This window comes from Streptomyces sp. NBC_00490 (assembly GCF_036013645.1).
Classification (GTDB): Bacteria; Actinomycetota; Actinomycetes; order Streptomycetales; family Streptomycetaceae; genus Streptomyces; species Streptomyces canus_F.
This window is the reverse complement of the sequence record NZ_CP107870.1, coordinates 144,838-162,060: the sequence shown is the minus strand read 5'-3', so window position 1 is coordinate 162,060 and position 17,223 is coordinate 144,838. Positions and strand designations below refer to the sequence as shown.

Genomic DNA, 17,223 nt, shown 5'->3' with positions numbered 1-17,223 from the left:
CGGCTACCGTCCGGCCGCCCGCCTGCGGCTCGGCCCCGCACCCCGGGCCCCGGCCCGCCCCTGTCCGCCGACCGTACGAAGAGGTGCCAAGCCCTCATGACTGCCGGTACTGCCTTCTCCCCCGGGTCCGCCCTGGCCCTGGCCGGGCACGTAGCGCTGCCGGACGACCTCGACGGCAGGGCCGGCGGCGGGCTGCGGGCGTTCCTGCGGGACGCGCTCGACGGCGCACGCGGACCGTGCCCGCCGCTGGGTGAGGGCCGGCCCCTGCTGCTGTCGGGGACGTACGTGACCGATCCGCCGTTCTACGGCGACGGCGACATAGGCCAGGTCGCGGCGTGCGGCGCGGTCAACGAACTGGCGGCCGCGGGCGCGCGTCCCCTCGGTCTGTCGGTGTCGGCGGTGGTCGAGGCGGGCCTGCCGCTGCGTCAGGTGCGCCGCGTGGCCGACTCGGTCCGCGACATCGCCGAGGCGGCCGGGGTGGTGGTCCTCGACGTGGACGCCCGTGTGGTGCGTGCGGGTGAGGCCGACCAGATCTATCTGCACACCGCCGGACTGGGAGTCCTGCCGGCCGGTGCCGGGCAGGAGACACCGCCACGGGCGGGCGACCGCCTCCTGGTCAGCGCCCCGCTCGGCGGTTTCGGCGCCCATCTGTTGTCGGCCCGGGCAGGGCTCGGGCACGAGGGTGTGGTCTCCGCCGAGTGCGTACCGCTTGCCGGGCTGCTGGAGCAGGTGCGCGGCACGGGAGCCGGCGGTGCGTTGCGCGCGGTGCGCGTCGTGGGCCGGGCCGGGCTGGTCGGCGCCCTGCACGCGTACGCGGCCGGTACGGGCCTGGGCCTGCGCGTCGAGGAGGTGGCGCTGCCGGTGCACTACGAGGTGCGTGTGGCCCTCGACGAGCTCGGCGTCGACCCCGTGCACGCGGCGACCGCGAGTTGTGTGTGTCTCGTCGTCGCCGCCGAGGCCTCGGACGACGTCCTGGCCGCGCTGCGCGCCCACCCGTACGGCCGTGATGCCGCCGTCGTCGGCGAGGTGACGCCGCCCGGCCGCCACCGGGTCGAGCTGGCACTCGCCGACGGACACACGATCCCCCTCGGGTCCGCGCCCGAGCCGCCCGCCCGGCTGGCCTGACCCGAGCAGGCCCGGGACCGGTTCCCGGGCCCGTAAGGTTGCCTGGCGACTGATTTCCATTCCGCGGGGGGTAAACGCAGGATGCCGGAAATATCCCTTTCTGACGCCGCTTTCGATGAGCTGGACGAAAGGGGGATAGCGGCGTACCGGGAAGCCGTCCACGCCGGTCGCTACGCGCCCGAGCACATCGCACAGGCGGTCGGCATCCCGCTCGAGCAGGCGGACACCATCGGTCAACAGCTGGTGCGCCTGTGCCTGTTGCGTCCGATGCCCGGCTCACCCGACGTCCTCGTGCCGGTGAGCCCCGACGCGGCGGCCGCGAACCTGGTCGGGCCCGCCGAGGAGCAGATCCGCGAACTGCAGCAGTCCGTCTCGCGGACCCGCGACGGCCTGCTCGCCCTGCTGCCGGCCTACTTCGAGAGCCGCCGGCAGCGCAACCCGATGGAGTCCTTCGACATCATCAGCGACTACCTCGTCGTCGAAGCCCTCCTGAAGGACTGCGGGGACCGCTGCCGCACCGAGGTCCTCACCGTCCAGCCCGGCGGCCCGCGCCCCAACCACCTGCTGGAGAGCGCACGCAGCATCACCGCCGAGCGCCTCGCCCGTGGCATCCGGGTCCAGCACATCTACCAGCACACCGTGCGCGGAGACCTCGCCAACACCGCGTACATACGCGATGTCACCGCGCTCGGCGCCGAGGTACGCACCACGGACCAACTGGTCGACCGCATGATCATCTACGACCGGGAGATCGTGTTCCTGCCCGAACAGGGCGTCGAGGGGCGCCCACCGGGAGCCATCGTGGTGCGCGAACCGACCCTGGTCGCGTTCCTGTGCAAGCTCTACGACCATCTGTGGTTGCAGGCCACCCCGTTCGAGCCCGACGCCGAGGAGCACACCGACATCTCCGACGATGTGAAGTGGGCCATCGTCAAGCTGATGGCCCAGGGCTACAAGGACGAGATGGTGGCCCGCAGGCTCGGCATGTCGGTGCGCACCTGCCGCCGCCACATCTCGGAGATCATGGAGGAGCTGGACGCCACCAGCCGCTTCCAGGCCGGGGTGAACGCGGTGATCTCCGGCCTGTTCCCCGGCTCCGCCCCCGCGCCGCCGCCCTGACCGGAGGGCCGCCCGCGAGGGCTCCAACGGCGGCTCCCGGCGCGGAAGTTGCTGCCGCGCAGCTTGCTGCCGCCGGTCCGCACTGGTGCCCACCCCGCGTCACCGCCACCCTGAAACAGGCGGCATAAGGCCGCGGTCCGGCCTCAGGGCCCACTTCCGGGGCCGGATCGCGGCGCAACGCGACAAAAGGCGGTGACGGCATGGACGGCATGAGTCACTCCGCGCTGGCCGACCCGCCGGCACCCGGCGGCGGCACCCGCAGCCTGGTCCACCGCCAGCGCTCCTGGGAGCCGTTCGGCCTGTCCGACGCGACCGCGGACCACCGCCAGGAGTTCGTGCTGACCGGGGAGCTCACCACCGGCCACCCGCTCGTCGCCGCCGGCCCCCACCGCTTCCACGACCTGCAGACGGCCGTCGAGATGGTCCGGGAAACCGGCGAGTTCATCGGGCAGACCCACTTCTCGGTGCCCGCCAACCGCACCGCCGTCTTCTACCGGGTCGCCGTCGCCACCCGGGACATCTCCGCCTGGCGCGCCACCGCGGACGCCCGCGAACGCCCCGCGCTGCTCACCAGCGAGCTGCGGGTGCGTCCCGACAAGGTCATCGACGGGGTGCCGCGCTCCCTTCGGTTCAGCACCGTGCTGAGCATCGATGACGTGCCGTGCGGCTCGGGCAGCGCCGACGTGGTGTTCCTGCCGCCGGTGGTGCACCGCAACCACCGCGTGCTCAGCCTCGCGACCGCACTGACCGCGCCCACCGGCGAGTCCGCCGCCGGCCAGCCGGCCGACCCCGCCGAGGTGGGGCGCAGCCACCCGGAAACCGTCCTGGTGCACGGCCCCTTCGACCTCACGCACGGCCGACTGTCGGCCACCGTGCGCATCCCCGACAGCTGGCCGCTGCCCGACGGCGCGGCCGAGGGCCATGTGCCGGCCCTCGTCCAGCTCGAGGCGTTGCGCCAGACCGCATTGCTCGCCGCCGGGCGCATGCACCAACTGGCCACCGACCGGTGCACCTTGGGCTCGCTGAAGGTCCACTTCCGCGGGTACGCGGAGCCGGACGTGGCGATGCGGTGCGCGGCGGTGGTCGGGCTGTGCGGACGGGACGCCGAGGGCCGCAGACTCAGCCCCGTCACCCTGACCCTGGCCCAGGGGGGACGGGCCGTGCTGGAGGCGGTCGTCACGGTGGTCGAGGACCTGTGAGCGGCCACTCCCCCACCCCGTCAGCCGACCGCGGCCAGCGCCCCGGTGATGGCCGTGACCGTCTCCGCGTCGAGCATCGTGGCGACATCGGTGTCCAGGGTGCGGCCCAGCCCGGTGTCGTGCACGGCCGCGCTCATCACGAAGGCGGCTCCGCCCGCGTCGACGGCGTAGGTACGAAAAGACCACTGGGCGCCGGTGCCCGCGCTGCCGTCCGGCCGGTGGACCCGTACCGGCATCGTTTCGGGGCCGAAGCCGAACTCCGTGAAACGGAACGCCATGCCCTGCCCGATCGCCTTGCTGTAGGCCTCCTTCAGCGTCCACAGCCGCACCAGGCCGACGTTGCGGTCCTCCTGCGGCAGCCGCTCCAGGTCCCTGCTCTCCTGCGGTGTGCAGATGCGCCGCTTCAGACTTTCGCGGTACAGCTGCCGGGCGGCAGGCTCGACATCCACCCCGATCAGCCCCCTGGTGGTCAGGCCGACCAGCAGCCGGTCGCCGGTGTGGCTGAGGCTGATGTCGATCTGGTCGAAGCCGCGCAGCGAAGGACGGCCCGTCGGCCCGTACGTCAGCTCCAGGTCGGCGGAGCCGACCCCGAGCGCGGCGGCCGCCGCGCCCTTGAGCAGCCGGCGCGAGGCGGCGTAGCGGGCGCGCAGTTCCCCGTCTCCGAGCGAGAGATAGCGCGGCAGGTCACGGCCCAGCACCTCGCGCAGCAGGCTCTCCTCGCCGGGCTCCAGGCGCCAGTCGGCGAGGCCGCCGTGCACCAGCGCGGTGCCGTGGCGGCGCAGGTCGGCACGGAGCAGCGACCAGTCGGCGCCGTCGGACGTCACGGCGATCGGCTCGCTCGGCAACGGATGCGCCGAAGGGCCGGCCGGGCCTGTTCCAGGGCGCGCGCAGTCCGCCGCGGCGCCGCTCTCGCGGACCGCGGCGCACCAGGGCGTGGCCAGGTTCATCGGTCAACTCCTCACTTCCGCCCGGCTCGTGACACCGCCTGTCCGGGCAGGCCGTCAGCCGGCCAGCGGCATGTTGTAGAGGTCGAAGCCGTGCGGATCACGGAACCTGGTCAGCACCTCCCGGTGGACCCGGGAAAGGCACTCCTCGGGCAGGTCGACGTCCCTGATGCCCAGGCGCCCGGCGATGCGGTGCAGCGCCGCCGCCGCCCAGGCGGGATCGGCCAGGAACGGGTCGCTGAGCGCGTCGCTGTGGCGCCACACCCCCAGCACCGCGGCCGCGGCCAGGACCAGGACGTACCGGTCGGTGAGCGCGAACCACGCCGGGCTGACGGTGCCCTGCGGGCCGGGCGCCTCCAGCGCGAGCACGCGGCGGCGCAGGTCCCGTAGTTCGTCGACCATCCGCTCGCCCAGGGTGCGCAGGACGCGCTGTACCGGATCGGCGGCGGGCAGCCCGGCCACGGCGGCCGGCAAGGAGGCGCTCAGGCTGTCGCGTCCGTCGGTCAGCGCGAGCCTGTCGTAGGCGAACGGCGGTAAGGGAGCACCCGGCCGGAACATCGCCGCCGGTGCCTCCTCGTCCACGAACCACGAGCGGCGGGCCAGCCGCGGCAGTTGCGGCATGATCGTGGCCTGGCAGGCTGCGGTGCCCGCGTGCCCGAGGCTGACGATCGGCAGGTCGCGCAGATGTTTCTGGAAGACACCGACCGGGCCCTCGCGGGTGTAGATCTGCGAGCCGAGCACGCCGGCCAGGTCGTGGAGGGTGTCCCTGAGGACCTTCGGCAGCAGCGACCTGACGGCCGCCGAGTACAGGCTGGTCTCGGCGGGCCGCAGGTGCAGCGCGCGGGTGGCGACCACCGCCAGGCTGTCGTAGAGCAGGAGGTCGATGAACGCGCGGGCGAGCGTCGCCGCCGTACTGTGCGGGTCCGGAGCCTTGTCGGCCCCGGGTCCTGGGTTCTGGCCGCGGCCGGCGAGGAGGGCGGTGCGCAGACCGGTGTCGACGGCGGCGGCCGCCAAGGACGCCACCAGCGTGCGGCTCATCTGGAAGGAGAGCAGCGAGGTGGCCACCCCGCTGCCCACCGGTCCGAGCAGGGCGGTTTCGGGCACCGGGCAGTCGGTGAAACGGGCCCCGGTGCTGAAGTAGCCCCGCAGTCCCACCACATCGGCGCTCGGCCGGCGGGTGACCTCGAAACGACCGGGCGGCAGCTCGTCCGGGTTCAGCATCAGCGCCGACAGACAGCCGCTGTCGTGTCCCTCGGCGGTACGCAGCACCAGGACGAGCGTGTCGGCCCGTTGAAGGTTGTTGACGACGGGCTTGCCCCCGGTCACCGACAGTCCCCCGGGCCCGGGAGTGCCACGTACCTGGCTGCGCACGAAGTCGTTGGTGTGGGCGGTCTCGTGCTGGGCGATGGCCGCCTTGGAGCCGTTCAGCAGCTGCCCGGCCAAGGTCCGCCGCTGGACGGCGGTCCCCCGCATCCACACATAGTTGGCGGCCACGAAGCTGGTCATGCCGTACCCCATGCCGAGGCCGACGTCACGGCGGAAGACCGCCCGCATCACCTGGAGCAGCGTCTCGGGCGAGTCGAAGCGGCCACCCAGGGCGGTGGGCACGAACTCCTCGTTCATCCCGAAGGAGTCCAGCACCGCCTCAGCCGGATCGCAGATCACCGCGGCCCGGTCGGCGTCGAGCAGCGTCCGGTAACCCGAGGGGTTGGCGTCCTCGGCCGGATCGCCCAGCAGCGCCTCGATCCGCCGCACCCGCTCGCGCGCCGTCGCAGCCTGAGCCGGCGCCCCGCCCTGCGAGCGGCGGACCGGCCCTGTGATCGTGGACAGCGAACTCAAGTCGACCCCCCTCGGATGCGCCCCGGCACCGCACGCCGCGCCGCACGGCGCTGCGCTCTCAGTCCGGATCGTGTCGAGACCGGCTAAAGAGACGCTTGTGAACACCGCACCCTCATAGCCGTTTCCGCAGGAAAAGGCCCTCGATCCGGAAGACTGGGGTGTGCCTGTCCGAGTCACCGGGGATGCCTTGTCCCTACAGTGCACATGCCTCATGCCCTTGAGCGGCTGATCGCACGGCCAAGGGTCCGGCACGTCCCGTACCGACGGCAGAGAGCGGGGGTTCTCGTATGCGATTCAAGGTGCTGGGACCTCTGGAGGTGACCACCGCGGCCGACGCCCGGACGGTGACACCGCGCGCCGCCAAGGTGCGGGTGGTCCTCTCGACGCTGCTGGTGCGTCCCAACGAGGTCGTCTCCGTCGACGCGTTGATCGACGAGCTGTGGAGCGAACAACCGCCGCGTACCGCGATGACCACGCTCCAGGTGTACATCTCCCAGCTGCGCAAGCTGCTCCAGGACGTGCAGCCGGATCTGGGCCGCGATGCCCTGCTCACCCGCGCTCCCGGCTATCTGCTGCGCGTGGACGCCGGCCAATTGGACCTGGCCGTCTTCGAGGACCTGCACCGCCAGGGCCGCGAGGCGCTCACGGAGGGCGACCACGCGACCGCCGCCGATCTCCAGCGGCAGGCGCTCGCCCTGTGGCGCGGGCCGCTGCTGTCGGACACTCCGCACGGCAGCCTGCTGAAGAGCATGTCCGTCCGGCTCACCGAGGCCCGCCTCGCCGCTCTCGAACAGCGGGTGCGCGCCGAACTCCAGCTGGGACGGCACCAGGAAGTCCTCGGCGAACTCCAGGCGTTGACCACCGAGCTGCCCCTGCACGAGGACTTCCACGCGCACCTGATGGTGGCGCTGTACCGCACCGGCAGGCAGGCGGACGCGCTGCGCACCTTCGGCGAGTTGCGGCGCACGCTGGTGCGGGAACTGGCCATCGAGCCGGGCCGGCGGCTCCAGCAGTTGCACAGCCGTATCCTGACCGGCGACCCGGCGCTGCTCGAGCCCGCGGCACAGCAGCGGCTCATCGCCGATCGGCAGCCCGCCGCGGCCATCGCCGATCCGGCCCGCACCGCACCTCTGAAGCCCGCTCGGTTCCCGTCCGCCGACCCGTTGTTCACTGGCCGGAGCAACCAACTGGAGCAGCTCACCAGGTGGCTGCGCGACCGGCCCGGCGGCTGCGTCCAGGTGACCGGCCCGGCGGGCATGGGCAAGACCGCGCTCGCCGTGAGCGCGGCGCACCGTGTGGCGGAGCTGTTCCCCGACGGGCGGGTCCTGGTCGGGCTGCGCGACGAGACGGGGCATCCACTGCCCGGAGCGCGGGTCCTGCACGCGGTGCTGCGCGCCCTCGGCGCCGTCGGCCAGCAGCCGCGCTCTGTGGCCGCCCTGCGCGACACCGTGCACCGGCTGACCGAGGGACGCCGCCTGCTGCTGGTCCTGGACGACGCGGTCGACGCCGGCCAGCTGAACCCGCTGCTGCCGCTGCCGGCGGGCTGCACGGCCCTGGTCACCTGCCGCCCCGTACTGACCGGCCTCGACGGCCCTGTCCTGCCGATCGGGGAGCTGTCGCCGGCTGATGCCCGCGAGCTGCTGCTGACGTCGTACAGCCGCCGAACCGCCCCGTACCCCGGCCTCGACACACTCTCCGAGAACAGCTCCGGCGACCGGCTCGGGAACGCCGGGCACAACGAATACGACGGATACGCCGACGAGGGGCACGGCGACGCCACGGACGAGCCGGGGACCGCGCCGGGAGAGAGCGACACGAGGGACGTCTGGGACCGGCTGGCCGATCAGTGCGGTCGGTTCCCGGGGGCACTGCGCGTCGTGGCCCAGCATCTGACATTCCACCCGCACCACTCCCCCGCCGACATCGCGACCCGGCTGACGGCCGCCGAGAGCCGCCCGGCCGCGCTGCGCGCGCTCGACGAGGAGTACGGACGGTCGCTGTACGCCGCGTACGCAGCGGCACCCGAGGAAGCACGCCAGGCGGCCCGGTTGCTGAGCCTTCTGCCCTCGGGACCGTTCACCACCACCGCAGCGGCTGTCGCTCTGGGCGTACCCGAGAAGACCGCCCGGCTCTCCGTGCAATCGCTGGTCACAGCAGGCCTGGTGGTCTCCTCCCCCGACGGCAGCGCTCACCGTTTCCCCGAACTGCAACGGCTGGTGGCCGGCGAGGCCTTCGGCGAGGAACAGCCGGCCCTGGTGCGGGCCGCCCTCACCCGGCTCAGCGAAGCGGCGGCCGACCAGGTCGAGACCGCGCAGCACACGGCCCGCGTGGAGGGTCTGCATCCTCTGGACTGGTTCGCACGGCGGCGGCAGGATCTGGTCGCTCTGCTCGACCGGGTCCACGACGCGGGCCTGTGGGCGCAGACCGTGCGGCTGGCCGACGCCATGACCGCCTTCCTGGAGGCACTGGCCGCCTGGGACGTCTGGGGACACACCCATACCCTGGCCCTGGACGCCGCCGGACAGCTGACGGACGAGGCGGCTCGGGCGCGTCTGCTGCGCTCACTGGGCGACCTGGCCTGGCAGCGCCAACGGCCCGACGAGGCACGCGAACTGTACGAGCAGGTACTGGCCAGCCCGGACGCCGTCAGCACCGAACGCAGCCGTGCCCTGGCCGGGCTCGCCGATGTGCACCTGGGCGAAGGAGCCGGCACCGTCGCGGCCGGTCTCGTCACGCCGACCCTGCTCCGGACGCCCGCCGACACCCGCGGCTGCTTCGAGGCCCACCGGGTGCTCGGTCTGCACACGCTGGCCGACGAGGGCCCTTCCGCGGCCGAGAGTCACTTCCGAGAGTGTCTCGCCCTCGCCGGCACCCTGGGCGACCGCCGCCTGGAGACCTACGCACGCCGCTGGCTGGGCCGCCTGCGGGACGGGGCGGTCCACCCGGCCTGGACAGAGGTCCGGCCCGGCGTCTGGCGGGGAAGGCGTGAGCCCAGGGTTCAGGCGGGTGCCGGTGCCGGTGCCGGGGTGAGGTCGCCCCGCAGGTCCCAGGGGAGTTCGCCGCGCCGGGAGCTGCCGAGTCTGCGGTAGGCGCGGGTGGGGTACCGCTCCCCCGTCGCCGCGGTGAGCAGCCAACGCAGGACGCCGTACGGGATGTCCCGTACGGCGTCGGTCGTGTCGTGGGCCGACTCCTCCAACGGCGGGCTGTGGCCTCGGCGTTTCGGAGTCAGGCGGTCCCTACTGCCACTTCTCATCCGTGAAAGAGAGCACGGTGCTGCCTCCGTCCGCTACGACCGACGTCGAGGTGACCATGTCAACAGCAGCCTTTGCGGTCATCGCGTGCCCACCTTTCGGCGTGAGGGAAGTCGGGTACGAAGTTCATCTAACACCCGCGAACCGGGGTGCCCCCGAAACTTCAATCTGCCCAGGACCCGCTCTGTACGTCCTCTCGAGAGCACGGCGGAGGAGGCGGGTTCCGGCGGGAGGTTCGCCCCCGGCTATTACGTCGTAATAGGCGTTCGGGCGGGGAGAGTTCGCCCGGCGCTGCGCTCCGAGCCCTCGGCTATTACGACGTAATAGCTTGCCAGGGTGGGGAGTTCAGTATGTTTGAATACCTTTTGGGTGATTTGCGACCGCTGATTACGGCGTCACGGACGCTATGGCGGCCGGTCCCCGTTGCGAGCGAGGGGTCTTCGCGCCGGGCTTCCTGGGTTCGATCGTGCGGGGGTCCACGGCCTCGCCGGGGGCTCCCTCGCGGTAGAGGCCGTCGGGCAGGGTGTCCCGGTCGTGCGGGAGGAGGAAGAAGACCCGCCGCTTGTAGAGCCCGCTGTCGGGGTCGGGTTCGGCCTCGTCATCGAGGAGGGCGTAGCCGACCATCCGGCCGTCCCGGGCGTAGGGAGGCTTGTTGTTGCGGCGCTTGGTCTTGTCCAGGGCCTGGCGGACGTAGTCGAGGTTGTCTGGGTCCTCCAGCCACACCACGTCCGCCTCGTGGGTGAGGTCGCTCTCGGTCAACAGCGAGCTCATGGCCGCAGCCCTTCCTTCGCCGGCCTGTGCGCAATGCGGGGGCCGGACTGGTTCGTGCGTGTTCTGGAGGCCGCCGCTAGCGGGGCCAGAGGGACATCGTAGTTCGGCCGCTGGGCGAGATATAGAGCGTGGGGGGTTGTCGGGGGTGGTGTGCGGTGCGTCATTCGGTCCCCAGGAGGGCGATGCCCGGGTAGTACTTGCGGCCGTTGGACTTGATCATGTCGGTGGGTGAGGCGAGGCCGACTTCCTGCCGGACTCGGGTGGCGAAGGCGCGGGGCGAGGCGGGGCGGATGCCTTCGCCTGCATTGCACCAGGAGCTGTACTCCGCGAACAACAGGCCCTGCTCGACGCGCAGTTCGCTGCCGTTGTCGACGGCACGGGTGCAGCATTCGTTGAGGAAGCGGCCGATGTGGTCTTCGGTGTTGGCGTAGGCGGTGGTGGCGATCCGCACCCGGTCGGGGCCCTCCAGGGGGTCCCTGGTGATGAGGTAGCGCCGGGCGCCTTCGATGAGCCAGTGAAGGATGCCGGGGCCCTCGTCCCGTACGAGTTCGAAGGCGAGGTTGTCGATCCGGCGGGCGGCGGGAACGGTGCGGGTGAAGGGCAGCAGCCGGATGCGGCGCCAGAAGGCGTAGCCGCCGGTGGAGACCTCGGGGCGGTGGTTGCCCAGCAGCCAGAGGTGGTGGGTGGGGGTGAAGGAGAAGTAGTCCTGCCGCATGCGGCGGGCTTTGATCTTGTCGCCGCCGGTCAGGAGGCGGACTCTGGCCTCGTCGAACTTGTCGTTGGGCTTGAGCTCGCTGCACACGATCAGGCGGCGGCCGTGCAGTTCGGTGAGCTCGGTGGAGTGCTCGGAGAACGCACCGCGGTCCATGAGGAAGCCGGGCGGGGCCGCGTCGGCGTAGTCGCCGAGGATCTGGATCATCGTGTCGAGCAGGACGCTCTTGCCGTTCTTGCCCTCTCCGTGGAGGAACGGCAGCACCTGGGCGCCGACATCGCCGGTGATGGAGTAGCCGAGCAGCAGGTGGAAGAAGTTGATCATCTCCTGGCCCTCCGCGTCGTCGCCGAAGGTGTCGGCGAGGAAGCGGTGCCAGCGCGGGGTCTCCATCGGCTGGGGGGCGACGCTGGTGGCGCGGGAGTGGAAGTCCAGGGTGGGGTCCGCTTTGCGGAGGTGGCCGGTGTGCAGATCGACGACTCCGCCGGGGGTGCACAGGGCGTAGGGGTCGCCGTCGAGAGTGTCGGGGTCGACGGAGAGGTCCGGGGACGCCTTGGCCTGGGTGAGCAGGGCCTTCATGCCCGTGGTGGAGAGCGTCTTCCTCTTGTGCGAGGACAGTTCCCGGTTGCTGAAGACCCCGCGGGGGTCGGTTTCGGGCATGTCCTCGGCCATCTCCCCCGCTGCCCACAGGGCGGCCTTCTCACCGCCGGTGCGCTTCCAGCGGTAGCCGTCCCAGGAGAACCAGCCGAGGCCTTCAACGTGGCGGAACTGGTCGCGGTAGAGCTGGACGAAGAGGCGGGCGTTGCCGCGGTCGCTGAGGTGCGGGGGCAGCATGCCGGACTGCAGGGATGCGAAGGGCAGGCTGCCGGGGACTCCGGAGGCCTGCGCGGGGAGCAGTGCGGGTGGCTGCTCGGCCGCCTGGAGGTCGAGCATCTGCTGAGCCGCGGCCTGTGCGTCGAACCGCGGCATGCTCTCGGCGCTGCTCATGAACGTCCTTCGAGACGGAACGGGTGGGCGGCCCCAGCGGCAAGGCCGTCGTCGATGATCTTTTCGTTGCGGGCGGTCTGCCAGGGCCTGGCCTCGGCGGCCGTGGCGCGGAGTTGGTCGCGGACTGCGGTCTCCTCCAGGTGGCCGGCTGCCACGAGGCCTCCTGCGGTGTAGGCGGCTCGGTTGAGCTTCTCCGTGAACCCGGTTCCTTCGGACGCGGTCGCGCACTGGGCGATCTCGTCGACAAGCGGTGTGAGGACACGGTGGGCCGCGGCGGGTCTGCGGGTACGACGGGTCCGTACGACAGGCTGCCTGGGGACCGGTGGGGCGATGACGTGACCGGTGCGGACGAGTTCGGCGTGCAGCCAGCCGGGCAGTGGTGCGGGCAGGCGTGCGGTGCCCTCGGGCGCGTAAGTGCCCTGGGCGGTGCGGGTGGTGGGGGCGATGATGTACCCGCCCTCGGCCCTCACATCGACCTGCCAGGCCAGCGCGACCTTGGGGCTGGAGCCGGTCGAGCAGCGCAGCCGGGTTGCCGGGTGCGGGTTGCGGTACCAGATGTGCAGGCCCCCTGAGGGGGTGCGCACGCGCAGGGTCGTCTCGTCGTGGGTCGGGTCGGGCTGGCCCCGGAAGGCCGCGAGAAGGGCAAGGGTGTCGAAGCCCGAGGCGAGGCCGGTGAGGTTCACGGCATCGGGGATGGGGATGCCCGGCAGGAGGCGGCCACGGTCGGGGACCTGGGCGCTGTGGGCGTCCACGTCGAGGACGACGAGCTCGGCCGGACCGCAGGCGACGCCTACGCCTGCGGAGGGGCTGCTCCCCCACCAGGCGTCGATGTACCGCGTGTTGGTGGTGGCGGCGTGGAAGCCGTGGCAGGGGCGTCCTGCGGGCAGGCAGGGGCATGTCTTCGGGTCGTGGCTTCGGTCCCTGCACTCGGGGCAGTTGGCGGCCGGGGTCTTGCGGCCGGGAGCCAGCGGATGGACCGGCCAGCCCTGAGCGGCGCACCAGCGGGCGACGGCATGCGGTGTCGCGGACCTGGCCGGGGCGGCAGGCAGGCGGATGTCACCGGGGCGCGGCACGCTGATCGTCCTTGTCGGGTCTCGTGGTTCGGTTCTATGGCTCAGTCCCTGAGAAAACACCAGGCCACGGGTGTGGGTGATGTTCTATCAGGGACCGAAGGGACTGTGTTTCGGGAAGAGTGTAGAGGCATGTCAACTGGGAGTGAGGCAACTCCCACCGCGTGGCGTTCTATCAGTTCCTTCGGTCCCTTGAGTCCCTTCGGCCTCCGGCGGGGTGCCACTCCCCCATCGGTCGGTGCCGTTTTGGGTCACTTGAGAGTGGCTGGAGGGACTGAACCCTCGAGAGAGCCTCCAGGGACTGAACCTAGAGTCCCTGGAGGGACCGTCCCTTCCTTCAGTCCCTGCACAAAACCGCAGGTCAGCGCGTTTTCCCCCTCTTCAACAGGGACTGTAGGGACTCAACTCTCTAATTATGAGCTGAACTAGCACATGTAGAGACAGATGCGCACGCGCGTACGAAAAAAGCTCTACTCCAGCTCATAATTAGGAAGTTGAGTCCCTACGGTCCCTGATCTGACCCCCCAAAACGCTCTGACCTGCACAGATACCAGGGACTGAAGCCCAGGGACCGAACAGTCCCTCAGGCCCTCTCCGTCCCTCTGCTCGGTCCCTCGCTCTATTACGTCGTAATAAAACCTGGCCTAGCTAACGCGTCGTTCGCGTTTTTGATCACCTGCGTTAGTAAGGTGACCCCATGACTTCTCCAGCCTCCCCGAACGACCGTGAAAAGGTCGTCTCCAAGCTGCCGGGATGGCTCCGGCAGGACCTCAAGGTCAGAGCGGCCCAGAAGGGCATCGAGATCCAGGCCGCCGTAGAGCAGGGCATCCAGGACTGGTGCAACCTCGCATCGGCGACAGCCGGGGTCGACACCTCCGGCGCCGACTCGTTCTCCACCTTCCTGCCGGAAGGACAGTGGGACGAGTTCAAGCGGATCGCGAGCGACCGTCGAGTCTCTCTCATCCAGGGTCTGGCCCAGTCCGTGCAGTTGTGGCTGGACACGCATCCCGCACCGGACGTCGAGAGGCCGGCCATCACCCGCCGGATCGTCGTCTGCAACCAGAAGGGCGGCGTCGGCAAGACGGCCATCACCGCCGGCACCGGTGAGGCGCTCGCGGAGAATCCCAGCCGCCTCTACCCCGTCCGTATCGCCAAGCAGCTCGCGGCCGCCAGCGACGCGCTCGACAGCCCGCTCGACACCGAGGACCTGCCCGGGCTCGGACTGCGGGTCCTGCTCGTCGACTTCGACCCACAGTGCCACCTCACCAACCAACTGGGTGGCACTCCCCTGCCGATGAACGGCGACAGCCTCACCAACCACATGGCGGGCGACCCCAAGGGAGACCTGCGCGACCTCATCATCTCCGTCGACGACGAACACTTCGCCGGCCGCCTGCACCTGCTGCCCGCGTGCAACGACGCCTTCCTCCTCGACGTACGCCTGTCAGCCGTCCGGGCCCGGGAAGCCGCCCTGGAGCGGGCCCTGGCCCCCCTGGAGGCGCACTACGACGTCATCCTCGTCGACTGCCCGCCCAGCCTCGGGCTCAGCATGGACGCCGCGGCCTACTACGGCAGGCGACGCGACGGCGAGAAGCCCGGCCAGTCAGGCGCGCTCATCGTCGTCCAGGCCGAGGACAGTTCCGCCGACGCCTACGAGCTGCTCACCACTCAGATCGACGACCTGCGCGGCGACCTGCAGATCGACATCGACTACCTCGGGATCGTCGTCAACCTCTACGACTCCCGACGCGGATACATCGCCACCTCCTCCCTCCAAGGGTGGGTCGACATAAAGGATCCGAAGGTCGTCGGACTCATCGGGGACCTCAAGGAGCAGAAGGAGGCTGTGCGGGTGAAGCAGCCGCTGCTGTCCTACGCCCCCAAGTCCCAGCAGGCGGTCGGTATGCGGGCCCTCGCGCGGGAGATCTCATGAGCAAGGCCGATCAGCTGGGCGCCGGCCGCTTCGGCGGGGCCACCCGAGGCATCAGCGCGCGCCGGCAGGCCGTGGCCGCGGCGACCGGGGTGCCGACCGAAGGGGTCGCCCCGCCCTCGGAACTGCCCACCGACCGTGTGAGCCTCAACCCGGACAACCCGCGCTCCAGCCTCGGCGACCTGACCGATCTGGCAGGGAGCCTGAAGACGCACGGACAGAAGCAGGCGATCACGGTCATGAACCGCGACGCCTATGTGAAGGCCAACCCTGCGCACGAGGCCGCTCTGGAGCCGGAGACGACCTATGTCGTCATCGACGGCAGCAGCCGCCTCGCGGCCGCCCGTGAGGCGGGTCTGGGCTCCGTCAAGGTGATGGTCAGTGACGAGCAGGGCGCCACCTCCGAAGAGCTCCTGGAGTCGGCGCTGGTCGCCAACATCCACCGGCAGGACCTCGAGGAGCTCGACGAGGCCCGCGCGCTGCAACGGCTGCTTGTGATCCACGGGAGCCAGACGGCCCTGGCGAAGCGGCTGCACCGTTCGCAGGGATGGGTGTCGCAGAGGCTCGCTCTGCTCAACCTGACGCCCGAACTCCAGCAGCGGGTCGGTCAGGAGCCCATCGATCTGCTGCGGGCCGTCGGCAACAAGCCGGCCGAGCAGCAGGAAGAGGTACTGGAGGAGCTGAAGGCCGAGCGGGTCCGCAAGGAGGTCCTGAAGCAGGAGCGCCGGGCGCAGAAGCCGGAGGATGGGGTCGAGGGCTATTACGGCGTAATAGAGGATGGTGCCCGCCAGGAGAAGGCGCTGGCTGTCGAAGCACCGGTGCAGCGTGCGGAGACGGTCCCTGAGCCTCGCGGCAACGCCTCGTCCTCGGCGAGCAAGGCGGCTCAGGAAGTCTCACCAGTCGAGGCCGCTGAGACTGCTGAGACTGCTGAGGCCGATCTGCGGATGCCGCCGAAGCTTCCCTACGACGATGGTGCCTTCCTCGCGATGCACCTCATCCGGAAGATGAGCGACACCGAGTTCGACAAGATGCTGCGGATCCTCAACGAGCATCAAGAGCAGCGAGCCGATCTGGTGGAGAGTGACGGCCAGGCTGTCTGAGCTGTCTGATGAGTCGGCCCCCTATTACGTCGTAATAGGGGGCCGAGCTATTACGACGTAATAGCTCAGGCTGCGAAGCCCACGTTGGTGACGTACTCGTACTGGCCCCACTGGGAGCCGAGGTCGACGATCTGGTCGATCCAGGCGTCGTCGAGGGCCTGGATGTTGTCGTTGGCCCAGGCTTCGACGATGCGGTCCCAGTGCCGGATGTTGAGGGTGCGGAACTCCACGACGCGCTGACGCGGGCGGGAGACCTGGGACTGGTTGAGCGGGTGGATCTCGACGCGGGTGCCGCGGCCTTCGCGGTTGAGGCGGGCCAGGAGATAGCGGGCCACGTTGTGACGGCGGACGGTTCGGTACGCCGTCTCGATGCGTTCGAGGTTCTTCTTCGACGGACTGCGTCTGCCGTCCAGCCACGCCTTGAGGGTGCGGTCGGTGACCGTCAGGCCTGCGGAGCGTGCGGCCGCCAGGGCGTGCTCGCTGCGGGTCAGGTAGTGCAGGCGGGCCAGCAGACCACGCCGGGCGGTGACCGGGGTGGCGATGTAGCCGGCGAGGGCATCCAGCCGGTGGGCGACTGCTTCGTACCCCTTGACGCCTCGGGCACCGTACTTGCCGAACTCATGGGTGCGATCCGGCATCCCGTCTCCTCCCTCGGCTCCGGTTCTCATGGCCCGCTGCCCGGACAGGGGTGGGGCGCGATGTCATTACGGGAGATCAGTATGGGGCAGGCCAGGGGCGAAGTTCCTCAACCCCGGGGGTGGGGGAGGGGAGGGGAGGGGAGAGGAGGGGAGCGGGGGCGCGGCTATTACGTCGTAATAGCGACCCAAGCGACTCAGCCGTGTGGAGCCTGGTAGCCGCTTCCCGGCCGGGAGGGCGTTCTCGCTTCACAGTCGCTTGAGTCGCTCTGGGACTTGGGTGGGGGAGGGGAGGGGGCTTGAGTCGCTGTGGCCGAATAGGGCCTACGGGGGAGCGACTGAAGAGAAGCTACCGAGTGCCCCTTCGGTAGCTTTCGGTCGCTGCTGGAAAAGGCCAGGTCAGAGGCTTCTCCCCGGTTGAACAGCGACTGAAGCGACCGAAGGTCTGGGTATATGGAGACATTCGTGTGTGTGCGTGTGCGTGCGCGTTGGCGTCATATATAGCGAGCTTGAGTCGCTTCAGTCGCTGTTTGATCACTCTTAC

The 17,223-nt window shown here is 70.6% G+C and carries 12 protein-coding genes; 6 read left to right on the top strand and 6 right to left on the bottom strand.

The annotated features are described in order from the left end of the window. The first annotated feature begins 96 nt into the window (after positions 1–96). From OG381_RS49115 to OG381_RS49105, 3 genes are all read left to right on the top strand, one after another. Positions 97–1,125, top strand: a complete 1,029-nt coding sequence (locus OG381_RS49115) for an AIR synthase-related protein (RefSeq protein ID WP_327722926.1) — start codon at positions 97–99, stop codon at positions 1,123–1,125. Positions 1,126–1,206: 81 nt separating this feature from the next. Continuing rightward, positions 1,207–2,244, top strand: a complete 1,038-nt coding sequence (locus tag OG381_RS49110) for a helix-turn-helix transcriptional regulator (protein ID WP_327722924.1) — start codon at positions 1,207–1,209, stop codon at positions 2,242–2,244. A gap of 200 nt (positions 2,245–2,444) precedes the next feature. Continuing rightward, positions 2,445–3,443: an AfsA-related hotdog domain-containing protein gene (locus OG381_RS49105; protein ID WP_327722922.1), complete on the top strand. Its 999-nt coding sequence runs from the start codon at positions 2,445–2,447 to the stop codon at positions 3,441–3,443. A gap of 20 nt (positions 3,444–3,463) precedes the next feature. Here the strand turns inward: OG381_RS49105 and OG381_RS49100 are convergent, their stop codons facing one another. Together OG381_RS49100 and OG381_RS49095 are read right to left on the bottom strand one after the other, a co-directional pair. Then, on the bottom strand, positions 3,464–4,390 hold the full coding sequence (locus OG381_RS49100) for a 4'-phosphopantetheinyl transferase family protein (protein ID WP_327722920.1): 927 nt from the start codon (positions 4,388–4,390) through the stop codon (positions 3,464–3,466). A gap of 54 nt (positions 4,391–4,444) precedes the next feature. Further along, complete coding sequence (locus tag OG381_RS49095; protein WP_327722919.1) at positions 4,445–6,226, bottom strand: acyl-CoA dehydrogenase; 1,782 nt, start codon at positions 6,224–6,226, stop codon at positions 4,445–4,447. 287 nt (positions 6,227–6,513) lie between these two features. Between OG381_RS49095 and OG381_RS49090 the strand changes: the two genes are divergently transcribed. Next, a complete protein-coding gene (locus OG381_RS49090; RefSeq protein ID WP_327722918.1) occupies positions 6,514–9,315 on the top strand; it encodes an AfsR/SARP family transcriptional regulator in 2,802 nt (933 codons plus the stop codon). A gap of 549 nt (positions 9,316–9,864) precedes the next feature. Here OG381_RS49090 and OG381_RS49085 read toward each other — a convergent pair. The 3 genes from OG381_RS49085 to OG381_RS49075 form a co-directional block, all read right to left on the bottom strand. Beyond that, on the bottom strand, positions 9,865–10,248 hold the full coding sequence (locus tag OG381_RS49085; RefSeq protein ID WP_327722917.1) for a DUF6009 family protein: 384 nt from the start codon (positions 10,246–10,248) through the stop codon (positions 9,865–9,867). Positions 10,249–10,408: 160 nt separating this feature from the next. Beyond that, entirely contained in the window at positions 10,409–11,944 is a 1,536-nt protein-coding gene (locus OG381_RS49080; RefSeq protein WP_327722916.1) for a DNA primase family protein, read from the bottom strand. Continuing rightward, positions 11,941–13,017, bottom strand: coding sequence for a bifunctional DNA primase/polymerase (locus OG381_RS49075; RefSeq protein ID WP_443062082.1), 1,077 nt, complete (start codon positions 13,015–13,017; stop codon positions 11,941–11,943). The genes OG381_RS49080 and OG381_RS49075 overlap by 4 nt, the downstream gene beginning before the upstream one ends. 694 nt (positions 13,018–13,711) lie before the next feature. Between OG381_RS49075 and OG381_RS49070 the strand changes: the two genes are divergently transcribed. Both OG381_RS49070 and OG381_RS49065 read left to right on the top strand, forming a co-directional pair. Then, entirely contained in the window at positions 13,712–14,947 is a 1,236-nt protein-coding gene (locus OG381_RS49070) for a ParA family protein (protein WP_327722915.1), read from the top strand. Then, on the top strand, positions 14,944–16,044 hold the full coding sequence (locus tag OG381_RS49065; RefSeq protein ID WP_327722914.1) for a ParB/RepB/Spo0J family partition protein: 1,101 nt from the start codon (positions 14,944–14,946) through the stop codon (positions 16,042–16,044). Before OG381_RS49070 ends, OG381_RS49065 begins: the two co-directional genes overlap by 4 nt. A 65-nt stretch (positions 16,045–16,109) precedes the next feature. Here OG381_RS49065 and OG381_RS49060 read toward each other — a convergent pair whose 3' ends face one another. Continuing rightward, positions 16,110–16,682: a transcriptional regulator gene (locus OG381_RS49060; RefSeq protein ID WP_327722913.1), complete on the bottom strand. Its 573-nt coding sequence runs from the start codon at positions 16,680–16,682 to the stop codon at positions 16,110–16,112. Positions 16,683–17,223 lie beyond the last annotated feature (541 nt).

What these genes read in the sequence shown, in the direction of transcription:
- OG381_RS49115 (WP_327722926.1), top strand. Translation starts at nt 97, where the DNA reads ATGACTGCCGGTACTGCCTTCTCCCCCGGGTCCGCCCTGGCCCTGGCC.
- OG381_RS49110 (WP_327722924.1), top strand. Translation starts at nt 1,207, where the DNA reads ATGCCGGAAATATCCCTTTCTGACGCCGCTTTCGATGAGCTGGACGAA.
- OG381_RS49105 (WP_327722922.1), top strand. Translation starts at nt 2,445, where the DNA reads ATGGACGGCATGAGTCACTCCGCGCTGGCCGACCCGCCGGCACCCGGC.
- OG381_RS49100 (WP_327722920.1), bottom strand. Translation starts at nt 4,390, where the DNA reads ATGAACCTGGCCACGCCCTGGTGCGCCGCGGTCCGCGAGAGCGGCGCC.
- OG381_RS49090 (WP_327722918.1), top strand. Translation starts at nt 6,514, where the DNA reads ATGCGATTCAAGGTGCTGGGACCTCTGGAGGTGACCACCGCGGCCGAC.
- OG381_RS49085 (WP_327722917.1), bottom strand. Translation starts at nt 10,248, where the DNA reads ATGAGCTCGCTGTTGACCGAGAGCGACCTCACCCACGAGGCGGACGTG.
- OG381_RS49080 (WP_327722916.1), bottom strand. Translation starts at nt 11,944, where the DNA reads ATGAGCAGCGCCGAGAGCATGCCGCGGTTCGACGCACAGGCCGCGGCT.
- OG381_RS49070 (WP_327722915.1), top strand. Translation starts at nt 13,712, where the DNA reads ATGACTTCTCCAGCCTCCCCGAACGACCGTGAAAAGGTCGTCTCCAAG.
- OG381_RS49065 (WP_327722914.1), top strand. Translation starts at nt 14,944, where the DNA reads ATGAGCAAGGCCGATCAGCTGGGCGCCGGCCGCTTCGGCGGGGCCACC.
- OG381_RS49060 (WP_327722913.1), bottom strand. Translation starts at nt 16,682, where the DNA reads ATGCCGGATCGCACCCATGAGTTCGGCAAGTACGGTGCCCGAGGCGTC.